The organism is Paraburkholderia sp. RL17-368-BIF-A (assembly GCF_046054045.1).
Lineage (GTDB): Bacteria > Pseudomonadota > Gammaproteobacteria > Burkholderiales > Burkholderiaceae > Paraburkholderia > Paraburkholderia graminis.
The window spans coordinates 74,710-101,593 of the sequence record NZ_JARESN010000020.1; the positions used below are offsets into that span (position 1 = coordinate 74,710).

At 64.4% G+C, this 26,884-nt stretch carries 26 protein-coding genes; 18 read left to right on the forward strand and 8 right to left on the reverse strand.

Annotation, left to right across the window (positions count from 1 at the left end; translation table 11 throughout):
* The first annotated feature begins 16 nt into the window (after positions 1-16).
* The 13 genes from mtgA to pyrF all read left to right on the forward strand — a co-directional run bounded on the left by mtgA (position 17) and on the right by pyrF (position 13,583).
* Complete coding sequence (gene mtgA / locus P0D87_RS27050) at positions 17-739, forward strand: monofunctional biosynthetic peptidoglycan transglycosylase (RefSeq protein ID WP_053858749.1); 723 nt, start codon at positions 17-19, stop codon at positions 737-739.
* Between the two features lie 1,276 nt (positions 740-2,015).
* Complete coding sequence (locus tag P0D87_RS27055; RefSeq protein WP_053858748.1) at positions 2,016-3,023, forward strand: IclR family transcriptional regulator; 1,008 nt, start codon at positions 2,016-2,018, stop codon at positions 3,021-3,023.
* A complete protein-coding gene (locus P0D87_RS27060) occupies positions 3,020-4,180 on the forward strand; it encodes a 2-dehydro-3-deoxygalactonokinase (RefSeq protein WP_053858747.1) in 1,161 nt (386 codons plus the stop codon). The genes P0D87_RS27055 and P0D87_RS27060 overlap by 4 nt, the downstream gene beginning before the upstream one ends.
* A gap of 36 nt (positions 4,181-4,216) precedes the next feature.
* Entirely contained in the window at positions 4,217-4,897 is a 681-nt protein-coding gene (locus P0D87_RS27065; RefSeq protein ID WP_006051871.1) for a 2-dehydro-3-deoxy-6-phosphogalactonate aldolase, read from the forward strand.
* The gene (locus P0D87_RS27070) at positions 4,894-5,670 is read left to right on the forward strand and encodes an SDR family oxidoreductase (protein ID WP_006051872.1); all 777 of its coding nucleotides are present in this window, start codon (positions 4,894-4,896) and stop codon (positions 5,668-5,670) included. The genes P0D87_RS27065 and P0D87_RS27070 overlap by 4 nt, the downstream gene beginning before the upstream one ends.
* A 165-nt stretch (positions 5,671-5,835) precedes the next feature.
* Positions 5,836-6,834, forward strand: coding sequence for an arabinose ABC transporter substrate-binding protein (locus P0D87_RS27075; RefSeq protein ID WP_006051873.1), 999 nt, complete (start codon positions 5,836-5,838; stop codon positions 6,832-6,834).
* A 170-nt stretch (positions 6,835-7,004) separates the two neighbouring features.
* Entirely contained in the window at positions 7,005-8,537 is a 1,533-nt protein-coding gene (araG, locus tag P0D87_RS27080) for an L-arabinose ABC transporter ATP-binding protein AraG (protein ID WP_006051874.1), read from the forward strand.
* A 52-nt stretch (positions 8,538-8,589) separates the two neighbouring features.
* Complete coding sequence (gene araH / locus P0D87_RS27085; protein WP_053858746.1) at positions 8,590-9,606, forward strand: L-arabinose ABC transporter permease AraH; 1,017 nt, start codon at positions 8,590-8,592, stop codon at positions 9,604-9,606.
* Positions 9,607-9,633: 27 nt separating this feature from the next.
* Positions 9,634-10,434: an SDR family NAD(P)-dependent oxidoreductase gene (locus tag P0D87_RS27090; protein WP_053858745.1), complete on the forward strand. Its 801-nt coding sequence runs from the start codon at positions 9,634-9,636 to the stop codon at positions 10,432-10,434.
* Positions 10,431-11,345, forward strand: coding sequence for an SMP-30/gluconolactonase/LRE family protein (locus tag P0D87_RS27095; RefSeq protein ID WP_053858744.1), 915 nt, complete (start codon positions 10,431-10,433; stop codon positions 11,343-11,345). The genes P0D87_RS27090 and P0D87_RS27095 overlap by 4 nt, the downstream gene beginning before the upstream one ends.
* A gap of 73 nt (positions 11,346-11,418) precedes the next feature.
* On the forward strand, positions 11,419-11,571 hold the full coding sequence (locus P0D87_RS27100) for a hypothetical protein (RefSeq protein WP_171800537.1): 153 nt from the start codon (positions 11,419-11,421) through the stop codon (positions 11,569-11,571).
* Positions 11,572-11,603: 32 nt separating this feature from the next.
* On the forward strand, positions 11,604-12,683 hold the full coding sequence (locus tag P0D87_RS27105) for an aldose 1-epimerase (protein ID WP_053858743.1): 1,080 nt from the start codon (positions 11,604-11,606) through the stop codon (positions 12,681-12,683).
* 84 nt (positions 12,684-12,767) lie between these two features.
* Positions 12,768-13,583 (forward strand): orotidine-5'-phosphate decarboxylase, encoded by an 816-nt coding sequence (gene pyrF, locus P0D87_RS27110; protein ID WP_006051879.1) that lies wholly within the window; start codon positions 12,768-12,770, stop codon positions 13,581-13,583.
* Between the two features lie 190 nt (positions 13,584-13,773).
* On the opposite strand, the gene P0D87_RS27115 is transcribed toward pyrF, so the two are convergent.
* From P0D87_RS27115 to thiL, 4 genes are read right to left on the reverse strand one after another with little or no spacing between them, the layout of a single operon-like run.
* Entirely contained in the window at positions 13,774-14,304 is a 531-nt protein-coding gene (locus P0D87_RS27115; RefSeq protein ID WP_053858742.1) for a cupin domain-containing protein, read from the reverse strand.
* A gap of 28 nt (positions 14,305-14,332) precedes the next feature.
* Positions 14,333-14,833 (reverse strand): CinA family protein, encoded by a 501-nt coding sequence (locus tag P0D87_RS27120; protein WP_006051881.1) that lies wholly within the window; start codon positions 14,831-14,833, stop codon positions 14,333-14,335.
* A gap of 28 nt (positions 14,834-14,861) precedes the next feature.
* Positions 14,862-15,419, reverse strand: a complete 558-nt coding sequence (locus P0D87_RS27125; protein WP_006051882.1) for a phosphatidylglycerophosphatase A family protein — start codon at positions 15,417-15,419, stop codon at positions 14,862-14,864.
* A complete protein-coding gene (gene thiL / locus P0D87_RS27130; RefSeq protein WP_053858741.1) occupies positions 15,409-16,407 on the reverse strand; it encodes a thiamine-phosphate kinase in 999 nt (332 codons plus the stop codon). The genes P0D87_RS27125 and thiL overlap by 11 nt, the downstream gene beginning before the upstream one ends.
* Positions 16,408-16,503: 96 nt before the next feature.
* On the opposite strand from thiL, the gene P0D87_RS27135 reads away from it, so the two are divergent.
* The 3 genes from P0D87_RS27135 to P0D87_RS27145 all read left to right on the forward strand — a co-directional run bounded on the left by P0D87_RS27135 (position 16,504) and on the right by P0D87_RS27145 (position 20,261).
* Positions 16,504-18,843, forward strand: coding sequence for an NADP-dependent malic enzyme (locus P0D87_RS27135; protein ID WP_029971476.1), 2,340 nt, complete (start codon positions 16,504-16,506; stop codon positions 18,841-18,843).
* Between the two features lie 424 nt (positions 18,844-19,267).
* Positions 19,268-19,684: a ribonuclease gene (locus tag P0D87_RS27140; RefSeq protein ID WP_006051886.1), complete on the forward strand. Its 417-nt coding sequence runs from the start codon at positions 19,268-19,270 to the stop codon at positions 19,682-19,684.
* A 7-nt stretch (positions 19,685-19,691) separates the two neighbouring features.
* Positions 19,692-20,261, forward strand: a complete 570-nt coding sequence (locus P0D87_RS27145; protein WP_029971475.1) for a barstar family protein — start codon at positions 19,692-19,694, stop codon at positions 20,259-20,261.
* 184 nt (positions 20,262-20,445) lie between these two features.
* On the opposite strand, the gene P0D87_RS27150 is transcribed toward P0D87_RS27145, so the two are convergent.
* The 3 genes from P0D87_RS27150 to speE all read right to left on the reverse strand — a co-directional run bounded on the left by P0D87_RS27150 (position 20,446) and on the right by speE (position 22,617).
* Positions 20,446-21,186, reverse strand: coding sequence for a 16S rRNA (uracil(1498)-N(3))-methyltransferase (locus P0D87_RS27150; RefSeq protein ID WP_006051888.1), 741 nt, complete (start codon positions 21,184-21,186; stop codon positions 20,446-20,448).
* Positions 21,187-21,205: 19 nt separating this feature from the next.
* Positions 21,206-21,619: a VOC family protein gene (locus P0D87_RS27155; RefSeq protein WP_006051889.1), complete on the reverse strand. Its 414-nt coding sequence runs from the start codon at positions 21,617-21,619 to the stop codon at positions 21,206-21,208.
* Between the two features lie 116 nt (positions 21,620-21,735).
* The gene (gene speE, locus P0D87_RS27160) at positions 21,736-22,617 is read right to left on the reverse strand and encodes a polyamine aminopropyltransferase (protein ID WP_053858739.1); all 882 of its coding nucleotides are present in this window, start codon (positions 22,615-22,617) and stop codon (positions 21,736-21,738) included.
* A gap of 301 nt (positions 22,618-22,918) precedes the next feature.
* Here speE and tkt point away from each other — a divergent pair, with 301 nt between their 5' ends.
* A complete protein-coding gene (gene tkt, locus P0D87_RS27165) occupies positions 22,919-24,940 on the forward strand; it encodes a transketolase (protein ID WP_006051891.1) in 2,022 nt (673 codons plus the stop codon).
* 108 nt (positions 24,941-25,048) lie between these two features.
* The gene (gene gap / locus P0D87_RS27170; RefSeq protein ID WP_006051892.1) at positions 25,049-26,059 is read left to right on the forward strand and encodes a type I glyceraldehyde-3-phosphate dehydrogenase; all 1,011 of its coding nucleotides are present in this window, start codon (positions 25,049-25,051) and stop codon (positions 26,057-26,059) included.
* A 116-nt stretch (positions 26,060-26,175) separates the two neighbouring features.
* Here the strand turns inward: gap and P0D87_RS27175 are convergent, their stop codons facing one another.
* On the reverse strand, positions 26,176-26,871 hold the full coding sequence (locus P0D87_RS27175) for a FadR/GntR family transcriptional regulator (RefSeq protein ID WP_053858738.1): 696 nt from the start codon (positions 26,869-26,871) through the stop codon (positions 26,176-26,178).
* Between the last annotated feature and the right edge of the window lie 13 nt (positions 26,872-26,884).

Sequence of the window (26,884 nt, forward strand, 5' to 3'; positions counted from 1 at the left end):
GAGGCCCCTCACTACGATGACAGCAACGCGGCGCGCGAGCCGGGCGAGTCCGGCGCGATGGATCGTTTATCTTGTCGCCGTGCTGGTGTTCGCGTGGCTCGCGACGCAGCTGTTTTACTTCGCGCAGATCGCGGTGTGGAACTATGTGAATCCGCGCTCGACGGCTTATATGCGCTCGGATGCGTGGCGCTTGTCGCGAGAGCGGCCTGACCTTTCGATGCAGCATACGTGGGTGCCGTATGAGCAGATTTCGCGCAATCTGAAGCGGGCGATCATTGCCTCCGAAGACGCGAATTTCGTCACCAACAACGGCTACGAAACGGACGCGATTTTGCAGGCGTGGGAGCGCAACAAGTCGAAGGGCAAGATTGTGCGCGGCGGCTCTACGATCACGCAGCAATTGGCGCGCAACCTGTTTTTATCGCGTGAGAAGAGTTATATCCGCAAGGGGCAGGAGTTGATCATCACGTGGATGCTGGAGACCTTGATGGACAAGGAGCGCATCTTCGAGATCTATCTGAATTCCGTCGAGTGGGGCAACGGTGTGTATGGCGCCGAGGCGGCGGCGCGTTATTACTATAAGACGTCGGCGAGTGCACTGAGTGCGGCGCAGTCGGCGCGGTTGGCGGTTATGCTGCCGCAGCCCAGGTATTTTGATGAGCATCGGGGGTCCAGGTATCTTTCGCAGAGGTCGCGGGTGATTGGGCGGAGGATGGGGGCGGCTGAGTTGCCCGAGTAGTTTTGCCTGTGGCGCTCTTGTTTACCCTTTGGCCTTTCCTTGATTTCGCGGTGGTCTATTGGCGTTGCCCCTGTGCGGGGCGGCACTTACTTTCTTTGCCGCCGCAAAGAAAGTAAGCAAAGAAAGCGGGCTCAAACCGCCAGCTTGTAGATGGGTCCCCCGGTTCGGAGCGGCCAGTGGTGCGTCTTACATCCGTGCCCTCGCACACTCCGCGCTCGTGACAAGGCCGTCATTCTTCCGGCGACGCTTCGCGCGCCGCAGCGGTCGTTCTTAAAACCGCCCTCCGTTTCCTTCCTTTGATTTCCTGAGCTTTCGTCTGCCAAGCCGACGCTGCCCGCGCTCGCCGAAAGGTCCGGCGCCATTTGCCGCGCCAAAGCCTTCCTGACCACTCACCGCAATTCCGTTAGCGCGTCGCCGAGGCGAAGCCGATGGCCCCCACCGCGCAAAAACGCAAGCGGGCGGTATAAGCGAACCCTTCCGGCGAGCACGCAGTGCGAGGCGGGAAGCATGACTGCCTTGTCACGAGCGCCGAATGCGCGAGGACACGGATGTAAGACGCGCCACTACCCGCTCCGACCCGGGGGGCGCCATCTACAAGCTGGCGGTGTGAGCCCGCTTTCTTTGCTTACTTTCTTTGCGGCGGCAAAGAAAGTGAGTGCCGCCCCGCACAGGGGCAACGCGAAATAGACCACCGCGAAATCAAGGAAAAGGCCAAAGCGAGCGAGTGGGACCCACTTATAAGCCACCGGTGTGAGCCCGCTTTCTTTGCTTACTTTCTTTGCGGCGGCAAAGAAAGTGAGTGCCGCCCCGCACAGGGGCAACGCCAATAGACCACCGCGAAATCAAGGAAAGGCCAAAGCGAGCCAGTGGGACCCACTTATAAGCTGGCGGTGTAAGCCCGCTTTCTTTGCTTACTTTCTTTGCGGCGGCAAAGAAAGTGAGTGCCGCCCCGCACAGGGGCAACGCGAATAGACCACCGCGAATTCAAGGAAAGGCCAAGACACGAACCCAACCCAACAACCAAACCAAGCCCACGGCAACCCAAATCCCATTATCTGACCACTCCAATCACATATTGGAGCTTTCTCAAAAACACCCCTACAATCCAGACCAACAAGCAGACACGTCTGCGACAGCAAAAAAAACCGGAGACAAAGCCCAACCATGCCTAGCCAAATCACCTGGCAGCACCGCCGCGCCCGCAGCGTCGCGCGCACTCAAGGCCCGCTCTCCGGCCCCGCGCTGTAAGCGCAGAAACCACGAAAAGCGAATCGCCATGAACAAAGCGATGCCGAATCACGCCGAGAGCGCTGCCGAAGCCGAACTGACGCCGCGCGCCGACCACGCGTCGAGCCCCGCGCCGCGCGCCTTGGCGACCGCCGCGAAAGCGCCACGCCCCCCGGCCACCGCCGCCAAAGCCCCCGGCGCCGCCGCGCAACCCACCATCGTCAACGAAATCGCGTTGCCGAGCACGCTGCTCGACATCACGCCGCAACAGGCCGGCACGCAGACGCTCCTGCGCGGTCTCGCGATTCTCGAGGCGGCCGCCGCCGGCGTGCGCGATCTGCGCACCTTCGGCGCGGCGCTCGGCACGACGCGCAGCACCACGCATCGGCTGGTGAGCAGCCTCGTGCAGGCGCGCTACCTGCGCCAGGTGCAAGGCGGTTATCTGCTCGGTCCCAAGCTGATCGAACTCGGCACCATCGCGCTCGAGCAGATGCCGCTCACCGCGGTCGCTCGTCCGCATCTAGAATCGCTCGCGGAACAGACGCTCGACACGATTCACCTCGGCGTGCGCGACGGCGATGACGTGCTGTACATCGACAAGATCCCCGGCACGCGCGGCCTCGAAATGCGCTCGCGCGTCGGTCACCGGATGCCGCTCGCGTCGACGGGCATCGGCAAGGCCATGATGCTCGACCTCAAGCCCGAGCTCTGGCAGTCGCTGTTCGACGCGTCGCGCCGCGCGCTCGCCAGCGTCACGTTCAAGCCCGATAACCGTCCGGACGCGCAGACCTTCATGCAGCGCATGACGAACTACGCGGCCGGCGGCTACACGTTCGACCTGGAGGAAAACGAAGCGTCGATTCGCTGCGTCGCGGCTCCCGTGCGCGACGCGTCGGGCGCGATCGTCGCGGCGCTGTCGGTGGCGAGCACGATTCCCTATATGTCGCTCGAACGCATGGACGAACTGATTCCGGTCGTGCAGCGCGAAGCGCGCGCGATCTCCGAAGAACTCGGCTGGCGCGCCCCGCAACCCACCACCCGCAGGATCAAGCGATGAAACAGGCGGGTTCTCCCACACCGTCGGACGCGCAAGTCGCAGCGGGCGCCGGAGCCGACGCACGAGCCGACGCCGGAGCCGACACACAAGCCGGCACACAAGCCGCCAGTCACGCAGCGCTGATCGCGCTCGACTGGGGCACGACGTCGCTGCGTGCGTATCTCTACGACGCGGCCGGCAATGTGCTCGCGACGCGCGCATCGACGGCCGGCATCATGAACCTGCCGCGCAGCGCGGAACACGGCGGCTTCGACGCGGCTTTCGAGGACGCCTGCGGCGCCTGGCTCGACGCCGCGCCCGCCACGCCGGTCATCGCGGCGGGCATGGTCGGCAGCGCGCAAGGCTGGCTCGAAGCACCTTACGTCGATGCACCCGCGAACGCGGACGCGCTCGCCGCCGGCATCGTGCGCGTCGAGGCGGCCTGCGGCGCGACGCTGAACATCGTGCCTGGCGTGCTGCAACGCGGCGAACTGCCCAACGTGATGCGCGGCGAGGAAACGCAGATATTCGGCGCGCTAGGCCAGGATCTGGATAACGCCGATAACGCCGATAACGCCGATAACGCCGATAACGCCGATAGCGCCGATAGCGCCGATAGCACCGACACCAGCAAGCGTGCGCTCATCGGCCTGCCCGGCACGCACGCAAAGTGGGCAGTCGTGCAGGCGGGCCGCATCGAACGTTTTCATACGTTCATGACCGGCGAAGTATTCGGCGCGCTGCGCGAACACACCATTCTCGGCCGCACGATGGTCACGCCCGATCGTCCGGATACCGAAGCGTTTTTGCGCGGCGTGAAAATCGCGCGGGACAAGGGCCAGGCGGGCATGCTCGCGACGGTCTTCAGTTCGCGCACGCTCGGGCTCACCGGGCAACTTTCGCGCGAGCAGCAGCCGGACTATCTGTCCGGCCTGCTGATCGGGCATGAACTGGCCGGCCTCGAAGCCGTGCTCGCGCAGCAGCAGAGTTCGCTCGCGGGCCAAAGCCTGCGCCTCATCGGTAACGAAGCGCTGTGCGAACGCTATCGCGTCGCGCTCGCGCAGTTCGGCTGCACGCAGGCCGAGCTCGTCAGGCAGGCGACAGAGCGCGGCTTGTGGCGCGTCGCCTCGCAGGCGGGGCTCGTCAAGCCGGCCGCCCACGCGGCGCGGGCCGGTTAAGCGGCCACGCCGTCATCCACGAAACAGGGAAACGACATGCAACCTCACATCAATCTGCCCGCTCCGTACATGCCGCACGCGGGTCTGATCGCGGCGTTCGAGGCATGTCCGCTGATCGCGATCATGCGCGGCGTGACGCCCGCCGATGCGGCCGAGCAGGGTCAGGCGCTGTACGAAGCGGGCTTTCGCATCGTCGAAGTGCCGTTGAATTCGCCGCAGCCGTTCGACAGCATCGCCGCGATCCGCAAGGCGCTGCCCGCCGATGCGATCGTCGGTGCGGGCACGGTGCTGCATCCGAGCTTCGTCAAGGACGTGAAGTCGGCCGGCGGCGAACTGATCGTCATGCCGCATAGCGATTCGGAAGTGATCAGCGCCGCGAAAGCGCAAGGCATGGCTTGCTCGCCGGGCGTCGCGACGCCGACCGAGGCGTTCATCGCGCTCAAGCACGGCGCCGACGTGCTGAAGATGTTCCCCGCCGAGCAGCTCGGCTGCCAGGTCGTGAAAGCGTGGCGCGCGGTGATCGCGGCGCAGGTGCCGCTCGTGCCGGTCGGCGGCATCACGCCTGACAACATGGGGCCGTTTCTCAGCGCGGGCGCGAATGGCTTCGGGCTCGGTTCGGCGCTGTACAAGCCGGGTCAGAGCGCGGCCGTGACGGCGTCGCACGCGAAGGCGTTCATCAACGGTTTGCGCGTGGCGCGCGCAGGTGCGAAGAAATGACACGGCTCGCCGGCAAAGTCGCTTTGGTGACGGGCGCAGGCCGCGGCATCGGCGCGGCAATCGCGCTTGCGTTTGCACGCGAGGGCGCGGCAGTTGCGCTCGCCGAACTCGACATCGACACGGCGCGGCAGACGGCTTTGCAGATCGCATCTGAAACCGGCGCGCGCGTGCTGGCCGTGCATACCGACGTCACGCAATCGGCTTCGGTTCAGCACGCCGTGAGCGAGGCGGAACGCGCGCTCGGACCCGTCGACGTGCTGGTGAACAACGCGGGCATCAACGTGTTTTGTGACCCGCTCACCATGACCGACGACGACTGGCGCCGCTGCTTCGCGGTCGATCTCGACGGTGTCTGGAACGGCTGCCGCGCGGTGTTGCCGGGGATGGTCGAACGCGGCGCGGGCAGCATCGTGAACATTGCTTCGACGCATTCGTTCAAGATCATCGCGGGCTGCTTTCCGTATCCGGTCGCGAAGCATGGCGTGATTGGGCTCACGCGCGCTCTCGGCATCGAATACGCGCCGCGCAACGTGCGTGTGAACGCGATCGCGCCGGGCTACATCGAGACGCAACTGGCGCACGACTGGTGGAACGAACAGCCGGACCCGGCCGCCGCGCGACAGGCGACGATCGATTTGCAGCCGATGAAGCGCATCGGCCGCCCGGAAGAAGTGGCGATGACGGCGGTGTTCCTTGCATCGGATGAAGCGCCGTTCATCAACGCGACCTGCATCACCGTGGACGGCGGGCGCTCGGTGCTGTATCACGACTGAGCCGTGAAAGAAGCGCGCAACAGAACAACGCAACAGAACAACGCAGTAAAAAAGAAAAACGCAGCACCGTTTCACCGGACGACGCGCTGGCCGCGTGTGTCACAACCGGTACAAGAAGACGCGGCCGATACCTTCTCGTTATCAATTAGTCAGGAGACACACAACATGAAACGCAGAATATTCCTCACGCTGGCAGCAGCGGCGGCGGGTGTGCTTTTCAACGCAACCGCCGCTCAAGCCGCCGATCCGGTCAAGATCGGTTTTCTCGTGAAGCAGCCGGAAGAACCGTGGTTCCAGGACGAATGGAAGTTCGCCGAAATGGCCGCCAAGGAAAAGGGCTTTACGCTCGTGAAGATCGGTGCGCCGTCGGGCGAGAAAGTGATGAGCGCGATCGACAACCTGTCGGCGCAAAAGGCACAGGGCTTTGTGATCTGCACGCCTGACGTCAAGCTCGGACCGGGCATCGTCGCCAAAGCGAAGGCCGACGGCCTGAAGATGATGACCGTGGACGACCGTCTCGTCGACGGCGCGGGCAAGCCCATCGCGTCGGTGCCGCACATGGGCATCTCGGCGTACAACATCGGCAAGCAGGTCGGCGACGGCCTCGCAGCCGAAATCAAGAAGCGCGGCTGGGACATGAAGGATGTCGGTGCAATCGACGTCACTTACGAACAGCTGCCGACCGCGCATGACCGCACGAGCGGCGCCACCGACGCGCTGCTCGCCGCCGGCTTCCCGAAGGCCAACGTGATCGCCGCGCCGCAAGCGAAGACCGACACGGAAAACGCGTTCAACGCCGCCAACATCGCGCTCACGAAGAACCCGCAGTTCAAGCACTGGGTGGCTTACGCGCTGAACGACGAAGGCGTGCTCGGCGCGGTGCGCGCAGCGGAAGGCCGCGGCTTCAAGGCGGACAACATGATCGGCATCGGCATCGGCGGTTCGGATTCGGCATTGAACGAGTTCAAGAAGCCGAACCCGACTGGCTTCTTCGGCACGGTCATCATCAGCCCGAAGCGTCACGGCGAGGAAACTTCGGCGCTGATGTACGACTGGATCACGCAAGGCAAGGCACCGCCGCCGCTGACGCTGACGACCGGCATGCTGGCGACGCGTGAGAACGTCGGCGAAGTGCGCGAGAAGATGGGTCTGGCTTCGAAGTAAGCCGCTTTGAACGCAGTTCGATGAAGTGAATCGCCGGCGCGTCGGTTGAAATACGACGCGCCGGCAATAGCCATAGAACACCAGTAGTCCAGACATGCCGCGCCTTTGCAAAGACTGGAAGGCCGGCAACGCAGGGCAAGGCTGTTCGAATGAAACAGCGAGGAGGCGAAGTGTCAGCGACGCTACGTTTTGACAATATCGGCAAGGTTTTTCCAGGCGTGCGCGCGCTCGACGGTGTGTCCTTCGACGTCAACGTCGGCCAGGTGCACGGCCTGATGGGCGAGAACGGCGCAGGGAAATCGACCCTGCTCAAGATACTCGGCGGTGAATATCAGCCCGACTCGGGCCGCGTGATGATCGACGGCAAGGAAGTGCGCTTTACGAGCGCGGCTTCGTCGATCGCGGCCGGCATAGCGGTGATTCACCAGGAACTGCAATACGTGCCCGACCTCACGGTCGCGGAAAATCTGCTGCTTGGCCAGTTGCCGAATTCGTTCGGCTGGGTCAAGAAGCGCGATGCGAAGCGTTTCGTGCGCGAACGTCTCGAGGCAATGGGCGTCGCGCTCGATCCGGACGCGAAGCTGCGCAAGCTCTCCATCGCGCAACGGCAGATGGTGGAAATCTGCAAGGCGCTGCTGCGCAACGCGCGCGTGATCGCACTCGACGAACCGACGAGTTCGCTCTCGCATCGCGAGACGGAAGTGCTGTTCAAGCTGGTGCGCGATCTGCGCGCCGACAACCGCGCAATGATCTACATCTCGCATCGCATGGACGAGATTTACGAGCTGTGCGACGCATGCACGATCTTCCGCGACGGGCGCAAGGTGGCTTCGCATCCGACGCTCGAAGGCGTGTCGCGCGACACCATCGTCAGCGAAATGGTCGGGCGTGAAATTTCGGACATCTACAACTATTCGCCGCGGCCGCTCGGCGAAGTGCGCTTCGCGGCGAAGGCCATTGAAGGTCACGCGCTTTCGCAGCCGACCAGCTTCGAAGTGCGGCGCGGCGAGATTGTCGGCTTCTTCGGACTAGTGGGCGCGGGCCGCAGCGAACTGATGCATCTCGTGTACGGCACCGAGCACAAGAAGGGCGGCGAACTGCTGCTCGACGGCAAGCCGATTCGCGTAAAGAGCGCGGGCGAAGCGATCCGTCACGGCATCGTGCTGTGTCCGGAAGACCGCAAGGAAGAAGGCATTGTCGCGATGGCGACCGTGTCGGAGAACATCAACATCAGTTGCAGGCGGCATTACTTGCGCGCGGGCATGTTCCTCGACCGCAAGAAAGAGGCCGAAACCGCGGACCGTTTCATCAAGCTGCTGAAGATCAAGACGCCGAGCCGTCGCCAGAAAATCCGCTTCCTGTCGGGCGGCAATCAGCAGAAGGCGATCCTGTCGCGCTGGTTGGCCGAGCCCGATCTGAAGGTGGTGATTCTCGACGAACCCACGCGCGGCATCGACGTCGGCGCGAAGCACGAGATCTATAACGTGATCTATCAGCTCGCCGAACGCGGCTGCGCGATCGTGATGATCTCGTCGGAATTGCCTGAAGTGCTGGGTGTATCGGACCGCATCGTCGTGATGCGCCAGGGCCGCATTTCCGGCGAGCTCGCGCGCAACGACGCAACGGAACAAGCGGTGTTGAGCCTCGCGTTGCCGCAAAGCTCGACCGCACTGCCAGCAAGCGCCGCTCAACAGGCGGCCTGAACATCATTTGGACGCAAGTCCGCAACCCGTGAGGAACGGGAGGAGTCTTCAAATGCAAGCTAGAGAAAACCTCGCGCAACAGGCCGCCAAGAGCGCCGCCGAAGCGCTGATTCCGCAGGCGAGCGACAAGGCGAAGTGGTGGCAGCAGATCACCGAGTACAGCCTGATCCTGATCTTCGTCGTGATGTTCGTGACGATGTCGCTGACGGTCGATCACTTTTTCTCGATCGAGAACATGCTCGGCCTCGCGCTGTCCATTTCGCAGATCGGCATGGTCGCGTGCACGATGATGTTCTGCCTCGCGTCGCGTGACTTCGACCTGTCGATCGGTTCGACGGTCGCGTTCGCCGGCGTGTTGTGCGCGATGGTATTGAACGCCACCGACAACACGTTTATCGCGATCGTCGCGGCAGTCGCGGCGGGTGCGGTGATCGGTTTCGTCAACGGCGCGGTGATCGCTTATCTGCGCATCAATGCGCTGATTACCACGCTCGCGACGATGGAAATCGTGCGCGGCCTCGGCTTCATCGTGTCGCATGGTCAGGCGGTCGGTGTGTCGTCGGATACGTTCATCGCGCTCGGCGGTCTCAGCTTTTTCGGCGTCTCGCTGCCGATCTGGGTCACGCTGCTGTGCTTCATCGTGTTCGGCGTGATGCTCAATCAGACCGTGTATGGACGTAATACGCTTGCCATCGGCGGCAATCCGGAAGCGTCGCGTCTTGCGGGTATCAACGTCGAACGCACGCGCGTCTACATCTTCCTGATCCAGGGCGCGGTGACCGCGCTCGCCGGTGTGATTCTGGCTTCGCGGATCACGTCCGGTCAGCCGAACGCCGCGCAAGGTTTCGAGCTGAACGTGATCTCGGCGTGCGTGCTCGGCGGCGTGTCGCTGCTCGGCGGACGCGCGACGATTTCGGGCGTCGTGATCGGTGTGCTTATCATGGGCACGGTCGAGAACGTGATGAACCTGATGAACATCGACGCGTTCTATCAGTACCTCGTGCGCGGCGCGATCCTGCTCGCCGCCGTGCTGCTCGACCAGTTGAAGAACCGCGGATCGCGGGATTAATCCACTCGCTCTAAAAGGAATCGAACGATGTCGTCTCCGGCCAACGCAAACGAGCGCCTCGCGAACAACGTATTCGCGCGCTACCCGAGTCTTGTCGACCGCACGGTGCTGATCACGGGCGGCGCGACCGGCATCGGCGCATCGTTCGTCGAGCATTTCGCGGCGCAAGGCGCGCGCGTCGCGTTCTTCGATATCGACGCGACGGCGGGCGAAGCGCTCGCCGACGAACTCGGCGACTCGAAGCACAAGCCGCTGTTCCTGCCGTGCGATCTGACGGACATCGACGCGCTGCAAAAAGCCATCGCCGATGTCAAAGCCGCGCTCGGCCCGATCCAGGTGCTCCTGAACAACGCGGCGAACGACAAACGTCACACGATCGGCGAAGTCACGCGCGAGTCTTTCGACGCGGGCATCGCCGTGAATATCCGCCATCAGTTCTTCGCTGCGCAGGCAGTGATGGAGGACATGAAGGCGGCGCAGAGCGGCTCGATCATCAACCTCGGTTCGATCAGCTGGATGCTGAAGAACGGCGGCTATCCGGTGTACGTGATGTCGAAGTCCGCGGTGCAGGGTTTGACGCGCGGTCTTGCACGCGACCTCGGCCACTTCAACATTCGCGTGAATACGCTCGTGCCGGGCTGGGTGATGACGGAGAAGCAGAAGCGTCTGTGGCTCGACGACGCGGGACGCCGTTCGATCAAGGAAGGCCAGTGCATCGACGCGGAACTCGAGCCCGCCGACCTCGCGCGCATGGCGCTCTTCCTCGCCGCCGACGACAGCCGCATGATCACCGCGCAGGACATCGTCGTGGATGGAGGCTGGGCGTGACGGCGAGTGGGCAAGCGCAAACACGTGCACTTCGCGCGGCGCTTCTCGTCGACAGCAAGTGCACGTTGGGCGAGGGCGCGACGTGGTGCGCGACAACCGGCCGCTTCTACTGGACCGATATCGAAGGCGCGCGCCTGTGGCGCTACGATCCGCGCGACGGCCGCAGCATGTCGTGGACGATGCCCGAGCGCCTCGCTACCTTCGCGCTGTGCGCCGATCCGCATTACCTGCTGCTCGGCCTCGCGTCGCGGCTCGCGTTCTTCGATCTCGCGACCGGCGAGACGCGCCATATCGTCGATGTCGAGCCTGGTCGGAACACGCGCGTGAACGACGGCCGCTGCGATCGGCAGGGGCGTTTTGTGTTCGGCACGAAAGACGAAGGCTCGCCGTTGCGCGCGATGGGCGGGTTTTACCGGCTCGATCGTGATTTGACGCTGGAGCGCTTGCCGTTGCCCGCGCCCGCCATTTCGAACAGCATCGCGTTCAGTCCCGACGGCGCGACGATGTACTACTGCGATTCGCCGACGCGTGAAATTCGCGCCTGCGATTACCTGGCGGACGGCGGCATCGCCAACGACCGCGTCTTTACGCGCCTCACCGATGCAACCGGCGAGCCGGACGGCTCGACCGTCGATCGCGACGGCGGCTTGTGGAACGCGCAATGGGGCGGCGCGCGCGTCGTGCGCTACGGCGCCGACGGCGTCGAAACGGAGCGCGTCGACGTGCCCACGGTGCAGCCGAGTTGCGTCGCGCTGGGCGGCGCGCAGTTGGGCACGCTGTACATTACGAGCGCGCGCGTCGGTCTGGACGCAGCCGCGCTCGCGGGCGACTCGCGCGCCGGCGGCGTGTTTATCGCGACGCCCGCGCGGCGTGGTTTGCCGGAGCCTGTTTTTGCAGGCGCGCCGGCGTAGGGATGTGTGACGCTGCGTCGCTTGCGACGGGGCGGTGCAGCGGTGCAGAACGTAGACAGCAGCGGCGAGTCCGATGCAAGGTGTCGATGCCGATGCCGATGCCGATGTCGATGCCGATGTCGCGACATCGCGCATGAACGCCGGCAACGAAGCCGCGCAGCAACCAGAGTTCGGACCAGAGGCGACCGGTTCAAGAAAATCGCCCGACAGCATCCGTCAGCCATGACGGCAACGTGCAAGCCTCTCGAAGGAGCAGATATGACTGTTGCGAACCCTGTTTCCGCCTTTTCCCAGAACGCTCAGAACTCACCAGGCGCGCAGAGCCGGCGCTCGCGGCTCGCGGCCGCCGCCAATCCGGTGCTGGCGGGGCCGAGCACATCGGCGGTGGCAGTCGGTGAGACTTCGGCCGGCGACGTCGCGTGCGTCACGCTCGCCAATGCGCAGTTGCGGCTCGACGTCGCGCCGACGCTCGGCGGCGGCATCACGCGCTTCGACTGGCGCGACGACGGCGCGCTCACGCCGATTTTCCGGCGCTGCCGCCACGTCGCCGCCGACACGCGGCCGAACGAACTCGCCTGTTATCCGCTGCTGCCGTACTCGAACCGTATCGGCGGCGGGCATTTCAATGTCGCGGGACGGCGCGTCGACGTGGCGCGCAATTGCGCCGACGAGCCTTTCCCGATTCATGGCGACGGCTGGCAGTCCGCGTGGCAAGTCGCCGACTCGGACCGCGAGTACGTGCGGCTCACGCTCGATCGGCGGGACGGCAAGCCGTACGCGTTTCGTGCGGCGCAGACGTATAAGCTCGACGGGCCGTCGCTCGTCATCACGCTCGAAATCGAAAACGCGGGCCGCGAGGCTTTGCCGTTCGGACTCGGCGTGCATCCGTTTTTCGTGCGCGATGCGGACACCGAGTTGTCGGCGGCGGCGGGCGGTCTGTGGCTCGCCGGCGACGACTGGCTGCCGGTGCGTCACGTGCAGGCGCCGCCGGCGTGGCAGTTTGGCGTCGCGTATCCGTTGCCGGAGACCATCGTCAATCATGCGTTCACGGGCTGGAGCGGGCAGGCGGCTGTGGTCTGGCCGAAGCGCCGGCTGTCGCTGAACATTGCCGCCGACACCGATTACTACGTGCTGTACACGCCGCCAGGCGAGGACTTTTTCTGCTTCGAGCCGGTCGATCATCCGATCAACGCGATGAATCTGGCGGGCGGCGCGTGCGAAAACGGCATGACGCTGCTGGGACGCGGCGAGCGGCTCACGAGGAGCTTCCGGTTTACCGTCGAGCGCACCGGTTTGCGTTCGATGCCGGGCGCGCGCGGAACGCGGCGCCGGCAGTAGGGGCGGGCAACCACCGCCGACCCGCCGCGCCGGGCAGGTAAAATACGCGCCTTCCCCGATTACCGGCTCGCCGCGAGACTCACCATGTCCAACTTCATCCAGACACTCAACGACGCCTGGCAGCGCACCAACTCGCTGCTGTGCGTCGGCCTCGATCCCGAGCCGAGCAAATTTCCCGGCGCGCTCGCCGGCCGGCCCGACGCGATCTTCGACTTCTGCCGCGAGATCGTCGATGCGACCGCGCCTTACGCGTCGTCGTTCAAGCCGCAAATCGCCTACTTCGCGGCGCATCGCGCGGAAGACCAGCTTGAGCAGTTGATCGCGCATATTCACGCGCATCATCCGGGCTTGCCGGTGATTCTGGACGCGAAGCGCGGCGACATCGGCAGCACCGCCGAGCAGTACGCGCGCGAAGCGTTCGAGCGCTACCAGGCGGACGCGGTCACGGTCAATCCGTACATGGGTTTCGATTCGATCGAGCCGTACCTTGAGCACGAAGGCAAGGGCGTGATCGTGCTGTGCCGCACGTCGAATGCGGGCGGTTCGGACCTGCAATTTCTGGAGACGGGCGGGCGTCCGCTCTATCAGGTCGTCGCGCAACTGGCGGCGGAGAAGTGGAACGCGAGCGGCCAGCTCGGGCTCGTCGTCGGCGCGACTTTTCCGAAGGAAATCGAAGTGGTGCGCGGGATTGTCGGCGATATGCCGCTCCTGATTCCGGGCATCGGCGCGCAGGGCGGCGACGTTCAGGCGACCGTCGGCGCGGGCCGCACCGCGAACGGCACGGGCATGCTGATCAACTCGTCGCGCGCGATCATCTATGCGGGCAAGGGCGAGGACTTCGCTCAGGCGGCGGCGAAGGCGGCGATGGAAACGCGGGAGCGGATTAACGCGTTTCGGTGAGGGGTGGTTTGGCGGTTTGGCGGGTGTTTCGGTGGTCGACCAGTTGAGTGCTTCGGTGATCGGCTGGTTGGTCGCCTGGTTTATCGCTTGCGTTTGCCGCGTGGGTTTGTCGCTTCCCTAACGGCCCGACGCTAGCCGCTTCCGGCAATCGCAATTCGCGCCAGCCGCGCCACACAGTAGCCGTTTCGCTTCACGCGCCGGCCGTTGGCCCCAGCCGCCCGATAAACGCCGCATGTTGCGGATAGCGCGCTTTCAACGCATCGACATCCGCCAGCTCGAACTCGCTGAACTCGAAACCGGGCGCGACGGTGCAACCAACCAGCGCGAAGCTCGCCGGGTCCGCGCATTCGGCGGCGAACCACAAACCGGCCGGCACCACGGCCTGAAACACCGCGTCGCGGTGAATCAGCGCGTTACCGAGCTTGTGCGTGACCAGCTTGCCGGCTGCGTCGAGTACGTGAACGTTCAGCGGCTCGCCGGCGTAGAAATGCCAGACTTCATCGGATTTGATCCGATGCCAGGCCGAATGCGCGCCGTCGCACAGCAGGTAGTAGATCGCCGTCGACGCCGAGCGCGTCTCCGTCGTTCCGTCCGCCGCGCGGTCCGCGCGGCTCACGCGCTCCGCCGACCGATACGTCTCGCTGAAAAATCCGCCTTCCGGATGCGGCTTCAGATCGAAGCGGCGGATCAATTCGTCTCGGGCTGCATCGGAATCCGGCATTCGTTTCGTCTCCACGCAACTGCAACGGTCAATGTTCGCGCTCGTCGAGCAGCGCGAGCACGCCGCGCAGCGCGTGCGCCGCAGCCTGCACGCGAATCTGCTCGCGGTCGCCCTTGAAAACCTTCGTCTCAACCGATGTATGCAGCCGGTTGCTCCAGCCAAACGACACCATGCCGACCGGCTTGGTTTCCGTGCCGCCGCCCGGACCGGCGACGCCCGTGATCGACAGCGAGACCTGCGCGCGGCTGTTGCGCAGCGCGCCTTCGGCCATCGCGCGCGCCACCTGCTCGCTGACCGCACCGAATTTTTCGATCATGTCGGCGGGCACGCCGATCATTTCGCTCTTCGCCTGATTCGAGTACGTGACGAAGCCGCGCTCGAACCAGCCGCTGCTGCCGGAAATGTCGGTGATCGCGGTCGCGACCATGCCGCCCGTGCACGACTCGGCGGTGACGAGCATCAGGCGCTCGTCGCGCAGGCGGTTGCTCACGCGGATCGCGAGCTGGTGAACGACGGAATCGGTAGGCATGGCGTCAATCCGGAACGGGGCGCAACGGTTAAACGGACATGCGCCAAAGCGCAATCACGAGCAGCGTGAAAAACGCGGCGACGAGGTCGTCGAACATGATGCCAAAACCGCCTTTCAGCCGGCGATCAAAGTAGCCGATAGGCGGCGGTTTCACCATATCGAAGAAACGGAACAGCACGAACGCCCAGAACTGCCCGGTCAGCGTGACCGGCGTGACCATCAGCAGGACGAGCCAGAACGCGACGATTTCGTCCCATACGACCGGCGAGGGGTCGTCGGTGCCGAGCCTCTTCGCGGTAAAACCGCAAATCGCAATGCCGCCGACAAAGCCGACGCCGATCAGCACACCCCATTCGATTACCGTCAGATAGCGGCTGAAGACGGCAAAAGACGCCCACGCGAAGAGCGTGCCGATCGTCCCAGGCGCGAACGGCGACAAGCCGCTGCCGAAACCGAGCGACAGAATATGCAGAGGATGCGACAACATGAAGCGCGCGGTCGCGCGGCGCGGCTGCGGGCGTTGCGGCTTGGGAGGCTGGCCGCCGACGAACTCGTCGGCGGGCCGAAGCGGGGGATCAGTCTGCATGAAAGTGGTCGAAGCCTTGCAACGTCAGGGTGAGCGGCGCGCCGGCGGCGTCGCGCCAGTCGATCGCGGGGCGATCCGCCGCCGATTGAAGAGCGCTTATTGTACCGATGCGGGTGACCGGCACGCCCGCCTTATGCCCGGCGTTTTCCACCGCGCCGCGCGCGGCGGGTGGCGCGGTGAAGCAGAGTTCGTAGTCGTCGCCGCCTGCGAGCGTGCAGCGCCGCTGCGTATCGAGCGGCAGATTGCGCAGCGCGGCGGAACGCGGCACGGCGTCGGCGTCGACGGTGGCGCGCAGCTTCGAGCGATCCAGAATGTGCTTGAGGTCGCCCGCGAGGCCGTCCGATACGTCCAACGCGGCGCGCGCGACGCCGCGCAATGCGAGACCGAGCGCGATGCGCGGCTCCGGGCGTTCGAGCGCGCGGCGGAAGCTTGTGGCGTCGGCCGCATCCGCCTGCCACTCGCCGCGCTGGATGCCGAGGCCGGCGCGCGCATCGCCGAGCGTGCCGGACACCCAGATGTCGTCGCCGGCTTGTGCGGCGTCGCGTCGCAGGGCCGCTTGCGGCGGCACGCTGCCGAACACGGTGATGCACAGGTTCAGCGGCCCGCCGGTCGTATCTCCGCCGATCAGCGCGCAACCGTGCCGTTCCGCGAGCGCGAACAGGCCCTCGCTGAACGCGGCGAGCCACGCCTCGTCGGCTTTGGGCAGCGAAAAGGCAAGCGTGAACGCCTGCGGCTGCGCGCCCATCGCGGCAAGGTCCGACAGATTCACGGCGAGCGCCTTATGGCCGAGCGCCTCGGGATCGACATCGGCAAAGAAATGGCGGCCTTCCACCAGCATGTCCGTCGATATCGCCAGCATTTCGCCGGCGCGCGGCGCGAGCAGCGCGCAGTCGTCGCCGATGCCGAGCGAGCCGTCCGCGGCAGCCGACGGCTGGCCCGCCGCGCGGCGGGCAAAGAAACGTTCGATCAGCGAAAACTCTGAGAGCATTGTGAGGAAAAGTGCAGGCACCACTGGCTTTCGCTACGTTTCGGTCGCGGCAGTTGTACCCGTATTGAAGGAATTGGGCCGGCAATTGGGGCTACAATGCCGTCGAACATCTATTCTAATCCGCACTTCGAAGCCCGCCTTATGTCGACTCCCGTCAATAGCAAACTCCGCGAAGCCGCCCTCGATTACCACGAGTTCCCGACTCCAGGGAAGCTCGCGATCTCCCCGACCAAGCAGATGATCAACCAGCGCGACCTCGCGCTGGCGTACTCGCCGGGCGTCGCGTTCGCGTGCGAGGAAATCGTCGAAAACCCGATGAATGCGGCGCGTTTCACCGCGCGCAGCAACCTCGTCGGCGTCGTCACGAACGGCACGGCGGTGCTTGGCCTCGGCAATATCGGGCCGCTCGCGTCGAAGCCGGTCATGGAAGGCAAGGCCGTGCTGTTCAAGAAGTTCGCCGGCATCGACGTGTTCGATATCGAGCTGAACGAGTCCGATCCGCACAAGCTGGTGGACGTGATCGCGGCGCTCGAGCCGACTTTCGGCGGCATCAACCTGGAAGACATCAAGGCGCCGGACTGCTTCATCGTCGAGCGCGAATGCCGCAAGCGCATGAAGATTCCGGTTTTCCACGACGACCAGCACGGGACGGCGATCGTCGTCGCGGCGGCGATCACCAACGGTCTGAAGGTGGTCGGCAAGGACATCAAGGACGTCAAGCTCGTGGCCTCCGGCGCGGGCGCGGCGGCGCTGGCTTGTCTGGACCTGCTGGTGGACATCGGCCTGCCGCTCGAGAACATTCTCGTGACCGACCTCGCGGGCGTGGTGTACAAGGGCCGGGTCGAACTGATGGACCCGGACAAGGAGCGCTTCGCGCGCGAAACCGAAGCCCGCACGCTCGCCGAGGCGATTGGCGGCGCGGACGTTTTCCTCGGGCTGTCGGCGGGCGGCGTGCTCAAGCAGGACATGGTCAAGCAGATGGCCGACAAGCCGCTGATTCTCGCTCTCGCCAATCCGACGCCGGAAATCCTGCCGGAACTGGCGCTGGAAGTGCGTCCGGACGCCGTGCTGTGCACGGGCCGCACCGACTATCCGAACCAGGTGAACAACGTGCTGGTGTTCCCGTTCCTGTTCCGCGGCGCGCTGGACGCGGGCGCGACCACGGTCACGCGGGAAATGGAAATTGCCGCGGTCAACGCGATCGCGGAACTGGCGCGCCAGGAGCAGAGCGACATCGTCGCGACGGCTTATGGCATTCAGGACCTGTCGTTCGGGCCGGAATATCTGATTCCGAAGCCGTTCGATCCGCGTCTGATCGTCAAGGTCGCGCCGGCGGTGGCGAAGGCCGCGATGGATTCCGGCGTCGCCGAGCGTCCGATCGAGGACATGGAAGCGTACGAACAGCACCTGCAGCAGTTCGTGTATCACAGCGGCACGACGATGAAGCCGATCTTCCAGCTCGCGCGCGGCGTCGAGCCGGAGAAGAAGCGCATTGTGTTCGCGGAAGGCGAGGAAGAGCGCGTGCTGCGCGCGATGCAGATCATCGTCGACGAAAAGCTGGCGAAGCCGATCCTGATCGGCCGTCCGGCCGTGATCGAGCAGCGCATTGCGCGCTATGGGCTGCGCCTCGTCGCGGGCCAGGATTACACGGTCGTCAACACCGATCACGACGAGCGCTACCGCGATTTCTGGCAGGAATACTACAAGATGATGTCGCGCAAGGGCATCACGCAGCAGATGGCGAAGCTCGAAATGCGCCGCCGCACCACGCTGATCGGCGCGATGCTGGTGAAAAAGGGCGAAGCCGACGGCATGATCTGCGGCATGGTGAGCACGACGCATCGCCATTTGCACTTCATCGACCAGGTGATCGGCAAGCGCGAAGGCTGCGCTGTCTACGCCGCGATGAACGCGCTGGTGCTGCCGAATCGCCAGATTTTCCTCGTGGATACGCACGTGAACGTGGATCCGACACCGGAACAACTGGCCGAGATCACGATCATGGCCGCCGAGGAAGTGCGCCGTTTCGGTATCGAGCCGAAGGTCGCGCTGGTGTCGCACTCGAACTTCGGATCGAGCCACGCGCCGACCGCGCAGAAAATGCGCGACACGCTGACGATTCTGCGCGAACGCGCGCCGGATCTTCAGGTGGACGGCGAAATGCACGGCGACGTCGCGCTCGACGCGAATCTGCGCCGCGAAATCCTGCCGGACTCGACGCTCGAAGGCGATGCGAACCTGCTGGTGCTGCCGAACATCGACGCGGCCAACATCTCGTACAACCTGCTGAAGACGGCGGCCGGCAACAACATCGCCATTGGCCCGATGCTGCTCGGCGCGGACAAGCCGGTGCATGTGCTGACGGCGTCCGCAACGGTTCGACGCATCGTCAACATGACGGCGCTGCTGGTCGCGGATGTGATCGCGGCGCGTTGATCGCCGCACGGCGCTGGCTGGTTGCGTAGTAAGCACCGGCCGGCGCACGCAAACCTGCGGGCTACCTTGGCCGGCAATCTCGCCCTGCAAAAAAAGAAGGCGTGTCCGCAATGGACACGCCTTAGGGCGAACAGGGGATAGCCGCCCCAAAACGGCAAACAACAGGCATCGTTACAAGAATCCCGCTTCCGAACTCCGGCGACGGAGGCCCGGCGGGCGGTTGTTTTTGCTTCGTTGGGCTAATACTAGCCCGAGTGAGCAAAATTTTCTGTCAAAAGTCGTCAAAGTGCGGCCAGCAGCGCGTCGCCGTCGATTTGAGCAATTTCGCGCGCCTGGCGAACGTTGATTCCAGGGACCATTAGCGATACCCTTACGACTTTCATGGTCGTCAAACTCGTGATCTAACCGCCGGGAATCTTGGTAAATGGCACGCAGCTGGCAGCGGATCAAGGGCGTGCTGATCGGTGCGGCTGCGCTGTGCGCTTTCTGCGGCCCCGTGCCTTACGCCTTCGCGCGCAACTACACGGCACCCGCCGGCACCGATGCACAGGCACTCGGCACTGTCACGGTGGCGCAACTGCCCCGTCAGGCGGTCGATACATTGAACTTGATTGCCGCAGGCGGGCCTTATCCATATGAAAAGGACGGCGTCGTATTCGGCAACCGCGAACGGTTGCTGCCGCCCAACCGGCGCGGCTACTACCACGAATACACCGTTCCCACGCCTCGCTCACGTAATCGCGGGGCGCGTCGCATCGTCTGCGGAGGTCCGCTGAAGCGAACCGACAATTGTTACTACTCGGACGACCACTACACCAGTTTTAATCGTATTGTTGAATGACATCGGGATGAACGGCATGAGCGACAACGTCTACGCGCACGACACCGGAGTCGCGACGGATCTTTTCGCGGCCGGCGAGGGCAACCTGTTCCAGCGCGTCATGCAGATGCGCGCGGGCGATCAGGGCCGTGAGAACCGGAGCGAGCCTGACAGTGTGGTTTCATCGAACGAGGAGCCCATGAGTCTTTTCAAGACCGTACGACCGAACATCGTACAGTCGATCCGCGCGTTCCGCGTTCAGGATCTCGCGGACGAGGCGAATCAACTAGGTCAGCACTTTCTCTATGCGTATTGCGCCAATGCGCAATCGAAGCAGGAAGTGCTCGAGACCATCGCAACCTCGTTCCTGTTTCCGAAACATTTTGGCAAGAATTACGACGCGCTCTACGATTGCCTGACCGATCTCGTCCACAAGGCCGGTGCGCAGCCGGGTTTCGTGATCGTGCTGGAGCAATTGCCCGTCGCACAGAAGTTCGACAAGGAAGGGCGGGAGACGCTGCTGGACGTGTTCCGCGAGGCCGCCGAATTCTGGGCTGAGCGCAAGGTCGCGTTCCGCGTGTTTTATTCGTTTGCCTGAATAAGCTAAAAACCCTGAGGCTTTCGCGTCCTGGCTGGATTGCAGCCGGAGCTTGCCGCCAGAATGATAAAGGCCCGCCAATTGGCGGGCCTTTGTTTTGGCTTTTGCGCGGAGGCGTTGCGGCCGCTGCTGATGCCGCGGCCTTAGTCAGTGCCGCTGGCCCGGCAAGAGCCCAATCGGCCGCTCACCACCCGCCCCAGCCAGCCGCCAGCGCCGACAGCACGGCCATGCCGGCGGTTTCCGTGCGCAGCACGCGCGGTCCGAGCCCCACAGCCTGGAAGCCGTGATCCATCGCGGCGGCTTCTTCGGCGGCGGAAAAACCGCCTTCCGGGCCGACCAGCACGGTGACGGGCCCCTTCGGCGGAGCCGCGGGCAAGGCCGAGAAAGGGATGCTGGCGCGCGGCGACAGCAGGATGCGCAGTTCGTCGCCGGCGGGAACGCGAGGCATCGCGCTGAGCCATGTGGCGATTTCACGCACCGGCATGACTTCGGGCAGACGGTTGCGCCCGCATTGCTCGCACGACGCCCGCACGATGCCTTCCCAATGCGCATGCCGTCGCGCCGCGCGTTCTCCCGCCAGACGCACCACGCTGCGCGTGGTGGTGAGCGGCACGAAGCTGGATGCGCCGAGTTCCACGGCCTTTTCGATCAGCCAGTCCATCTTGTCGCCGCTCGCAATGCCTTGGGCGAGCGTGAGCCGGTAAGGCGTTTCGACTTCGATATCGCGGAACTCGCGAATTTTTACGGTGACCGCGCGGCGTTCGATGGCGGCGAGTTCGGCGCTGTATTCACCGCCTTCTCCGTTGAAAAGCACGATGGAGTCGCCCACCTGCAAGCGCAGGACAAGGACGTGCCGAACGACGTCATCGGGAAGCTGCACGATGTCGTCGGGCGAAAGGGACGTACCGACGAAGAAGCGAGGCATCAGAAAAATACTCATTAGTTCACGAAAGGTGGCGAGCGAGCGCCCAACGGTAGCCGTCCAGATCCTCGACCTGGGCGAAGCGGTCGCCCCAGAACTGGTCCTGCGGCTCGCTCAGCGATTTTGCCCCGGCGGCGAGCGCCCGGGCGTAAACCGCGTCGACATCGTCGACATAGACATAAAACGATTGCGGCGCAATCGCGCCTGCGCTTCGCGGTGTTTTCGCGGTCGAGCCGAACGCGCCTTCCGGCGCGAACATCACGATCAGCTGGCCCTGATACGTCATCTCGACGTGCATGACGACGCCGTCGTCCTGCACGCTGTCCCTCAACTCGAAGCCGAACGCCGCGGTGTAGAACGCGGTCGTGGCACGCGCGTCGCGCACCGTCAGATAGGGGGTCAACCAGGGCACACCGGCTGGGCGGGAGGCGGTCATGGAGTTCTCCGGATCTATGGGTTGTTTGGGCGTGTGCTCGGAAGCCGGCAGCGAGTCCCGTATCGTCTGTCTATGAGATAGCGCGCACGGGCCAAGCCGAGCATTTTGCCCGGTCGTTAGCGTGCTGGCTTTAAGAATTGACCTAGTTTACCGCTGGCTGACGGCGACGCCGCAAAGAGCCCGGCGTGCGTGGCCGCGCTGTAATGCTTCAATGCGTCGATTCGACGCGCGGCGAGGCGCGCGGTCACGTCATCGGCGGTTAGTGCGGCGGGGTCGAGCGTGTCGCTGGCTGTTGCCATCATCCATAGCGAGCCGTATAGCGGGATGAAGGTGCTCATGTTGCGTACGACGGCGAACGCGCGGCGCAGGTCGTCGAGCAGACCGGCAATTCTGCCGGCGTGGAAATACGGCGAGCCCAGATGGATCGATACCGCGGCAGTCGGGCTCATCACCCGCTTCAATTGGCGGTAGAAGGCTGTCGTGTACAGGCCGGCGGCGGGCGAGTCCGGCGGCGTCAGGTCGAACACGATCAGATCGAACTGCGTGGATTGCGTGTCGGCTACCGCGGCCACGTATTGTGCGGCGTCGCCGATTAGCAGTTCGACGCGCGGGTCGTCGAAGGCGCCGCCGTGCACGTCCGGCAAATACTCGCGCGTCAGGCGAACCACCTGTTCGTCGAGCTCGGCGACGACGATTCTTTCGATTCCGGGATGCGCGAGCAGTTGCCGCGCGGCGCCGCCATCGCCGCCGCCCAGCACGAGCGCCGCCTTCGGCGCCGGATGCGCGAGCGCCGCCGGATGCACCATGCACTCGTGATAGATGAACTCGTCGCCGGTGGACGTCATCGGGCGGCCGTCGAGCGTGAAAAGCCGGCCGAGCTGGCGCGTCTCCCAAACCTCGATGCGTTGATACGGCGAGTCAACGCGCGCAAGCAGCGAAGCGTGCGGAAATCCGTAGACGACGTCGGGTGTGGGGTGAAACAGCAAAGAGTCGCTCAAGGGTTGGCCTGCATAAAAACGCGTTGAGTTACGCCGTTCAATTGTAACGACCGACGGCGTTCCTGGCCCGCCGCCACGCCCGGATCAACAGAGCTTCGACCTGGCGATGCGCACGCCGCCATGCGGCTTGGCGCACTGGGGCCGGTGCGGCCTTCTGTTAGAATGTCACGCTTTCAGCCTTGTCCGTTTGCTCTGCCCGTTTCGCGTCTTGAGGCGCCGCACCGTGCGCCGAAGCGGACTGGCCGCCGAGCTTCCGGGCCTCAAGCGCGCACCGCTTTTTGACTCTGTCTCCGGACTCGACATGACGACCCCGTCTCCCGCACCCACTTCCCTGATGGCCAACGCGATCCGCGCGCTGTCCATGGACGCCGTTCAACAAGCGAATTCCGGCCATCCCGGCATGCCGATGGGCATGGCCGAAATCGGCGTGGCCCTGTGGTCGCGCCATCTGCGCCACAATCCGAAGAATCCGCAATGGGCAGACCGCGACCGTTTCGTGCTGTCGAACGGCCACGGCTCGATGCTGCTGTACTCGCTGCTGCACCTCACCGGCTACGACCTGCCGATCAGCGAGCTCAAGAATTTCCGCCAGATGCATTCGAAGACGCCGGGCCACCCGGAATACGGCATCACGCCGGGCGTCGAAACGACCACCGGCCCGCTCGGCCAAGGTCTCGCGAATGCGGTCGGCATGGCGCTCGCGGAATCGCTGCTCGCCACCGAATTCAACAAGCCTGACGCGAAGATCGTCGACCACCATACGTACGTGTTCGTCGGCGACGGCTGCCTGATGGAAGGCATCTCGCACGAAGCCTGCTCGCTTGCCGGCGTGCTCAAGCTGAACAAGCTTATCGCGTTCTACGACGACAACGGCATCTCGATCGACGGCGAAGTGGTGCACTGGTTCCACGACGACACGCCGAAGCGCTTCGAAGCCTACGGCTGGAACGTGATCCCGAACGTGGTCGGCCACGACGTCGACGCAGTCGACGCGGCCATCAAGCAGGCCAAGCAGTCCGACAAGCCGACGCTGATCTGCTGCAAGACCGTGATCGGCGAAGGTGCGCCGACCAAGGCCGGCAGCCACGATTCGCACGGCGCGCCGCTCGGCGAGAAGGAAATCGCGGCGACGCGCGAAGCCATCGGCTGGAAGTGGGAGCCGTTCGTGATTCCGCAGGAAGTCTATGCGGCATGGGACGCGAAAGAAGCCGGCGCGCGCTTCGAGTCCGACTGGAACAAGGCATTCGCCGCCTACGCTGCGAAATATCCGCAAGAAGCGGCTGAATTCACGCGTCGCAGCGGGAAGCAACTCCCCGCGGACTGGAAGGAAAAAGCGAAGGCGATCATCGCCGGCGCTAACGAGCGCGCGGAAACCATCGCGACTCGCAAGGCGTCGCAGCAGGCTATCGAAGGTTTGTCGGCGGTGCTGCCGGAACTGCTGGGCGGCTCGGCCGACCTGACCGGTTCGAATCTGACCAACTGGAAGGCCGCAAAGCCGGTCCGTGTGAACGAGGAAGGCCGCGCGGCGGGCAACTACGTCAACTACGGCGTGCGCGAATTCGGCATGAGCGCGGCGATCAACGGCCTCGCGCTGCACGGCGGCTTCAAGGCGTTCGGCGGCACGTTCCTGACGTTCTCGGACTACAGCCGCAACGCGCTGCGCGTCGCCGCGCTGATGAAGGCGCCGTCCATCTTCGTGTTCACGCACGATTCGATCGGTCTCGGCGAAGACGGCCCGACGCACCAGTCGGTCGAACACGTCGCGAGCCTGCGCCTGATTCCGCATTTGCAGGTGTGGCGTCCGTCGGATACGGTGGAAACGGCGGTGGCATGGACGCAGGCCGTCGAACACAACGGCCCGTCGTGCCTGATCTTCAGCCGTCAGAACCTGCCGTTCTCGGAGCGCACCGACGCGCAAATCGCCAACATCGAGAAGGGCGGTTATGTGCTGCGCGACTGGAACGACGAGATCGTCGCGCGCAAAATCATCCTGATCGCGACGGGTTCGGAAGTGGAACTGGCGCTGAACGCGGTCGAGCCGCTGGCGCGCGAAGGCATCGCGGCGCGGGTCGTGTCGATGCCGGCGACCACAGTGTTCGACAGGCAGGACGCCGAGTACCGCGAACGCGTGCTGCCGCAAGGCGTCCGCCGCGTCGCGATCGAAGCGGGCGTGACGGATTTCTGGCGCAAGTACGTGGGCCTGGAAGGCGGCGTGGTCGGCATCGACACGTTCGGCGAATCGGCCCCGGCTGGCGTGCTGTTCAAGCATTTCGGCTTCACCGTCGAGCACGTGGTGGAGACGGCTAAAGCCGCACTCGGCTGATTCAGGACAAAGCGTTGCCGCGCGCGTGGAAGCACAACATGAACGCGTGGCGACGCGGCCGGTCAGACGAAACATCGACGTATTTTTTCAGCCATCAGGAGATAGACCATGACGATTCGCGTCGCAATCAACGGCTACGGCCGGATCGGCCGCAACACGCTGCGCGCCTTCTATGAAAACGGCAAGAAGCACGATATCGAAATCGTCGCCATCAACGATCTCGGCGATGCCAAGACCAACGCCCACCTCACGCAATACGACACCGCGCACGGCAAGTTCCCGGGCGAAGTGTCGGTGGACGGCGACTACCTGGTTGTGAACGGCGACAAGATCCGCGTGCTGGCCAACCGCAACCCGGCTGAGCTGCCGTGGGGCGAGCTGAACGTCGACGTCGTGATGGAATGCACGGGCTTTTTCACGACCAAGGAAAAGGCAAGCGCGCACATCAAGGGCGGCGCGAAGAAAGTCATCATCTCGGCGCCGGGCGGCAAGGACGTCGATGCAACGATCGTCTACGGCGTGAACCACAACGTGCTGAAGGCATCGGACACGGTCATCTCGAACGCTTCGTGCACGACGAACTGCCTCGCGCCGCTCGTCAAGCCGCTGAACGACAAGATCGGCCTCGTGAACGGCCTGATGACGACGATCCACGCGTACACGAACGACCAGGTTCTGACGGACGTCTATCACGAAGACCTGCGCCGCGCGCGCTCGGCCACGCATAGCCAGATCCCGACCAAGACGGGTGCGGCTTCGGCGGTCGGCCTCGTGTTGCCGGAACTGAACGGCAAGCTCGACGGCTACGCGATTCGCGTGCCGACGATCAACGTGTCGGTGGTCGACCTGTCGTTCATCGCCGCGCGCGACACGACGGTCGAAGAAGTCAACGCGATCATGAAGGAAGCGTCGCAAGGCGCGCTGAAGGGCATCCTCGGCTATAACGACGCGCCGCTGGTGTCCATCGACTTCAACCACAACCCGGCTTCGTCGACGTTCGACGCTACGCTGACCAAGGTGTCGGGCCGTCTCGTGAAGGTGTCGAGCTGGTACGACAACGAGTGGGGCTTCTCGAACCGCATGCTGGATACGGCGGTTGCGCTCGCCAACGCGAAGTAAGGTTCGAGGCTTCGCTTCGTCGCCAAGGTTGCGCCGGCGGTTCGTCCCGCGGCGCAAGATGCCGACGCAGAACGAAGTCCACTGCCGCTCCAAAGCCGCTCCACGGAGCGGCTTTTTTACGCCTGCGGAGTCGGAAAGTAGACGCCGGCGCGCTGCGCGGCGTTCGAAATATGCGTCTCGATGGCTTTGCCCGCCGCGGCTGAATCGCGTGCCTTGAGCGCGTCCAGAATCGCGCGGTGCTCGGTATAGGTCGACAGCACCAGTTCGCGCCGGTAAAACGGCATGCGCTGGCTTTCCTTCATGACGTCCGCGCTGCTGCTCAGAATCGACTCAATCGCGGCGTTGCCCGCAATGTTCACGATACGCATGTGAAAGTCGTAGTCGAGGCGCGCGGCCTCGTCGAGTTCGTCGCACGCGAGCGCCGTCTGCATGGCCGTGATGTTTTCCTCGAACCAGACGAGGTCGGAATCGCAGACGGCAAGCGCCGCCATGCGCGCGATAAAGCCCTCCAGCGCGTAGCGCATCTGATAGGTGTCGGGCAGCGAAGACTGCGCGGCAAAGCGCCAGGACTGCGCCGCCGCCGACGCCTGCGCGCGCTCCACGTACACGCCTTTGCCGGGCCTGATCACGAGCAGCCCGAGCGCCTCGAGCGTGGACAGCGCCTCGCGCAGCGACGCGCGGCTGATCGCCAGTTCTTCCGAAAGCTGGCGCTGCGCCGGCAGCAGGCTGCCCACCGGATAAACGCCCGCTTCGATGCGCTCGCGAATGGTCGCGATGGCGGCATCGGTGACGGTGTGCGGGACATTTTTCATCGGAATTCACCTC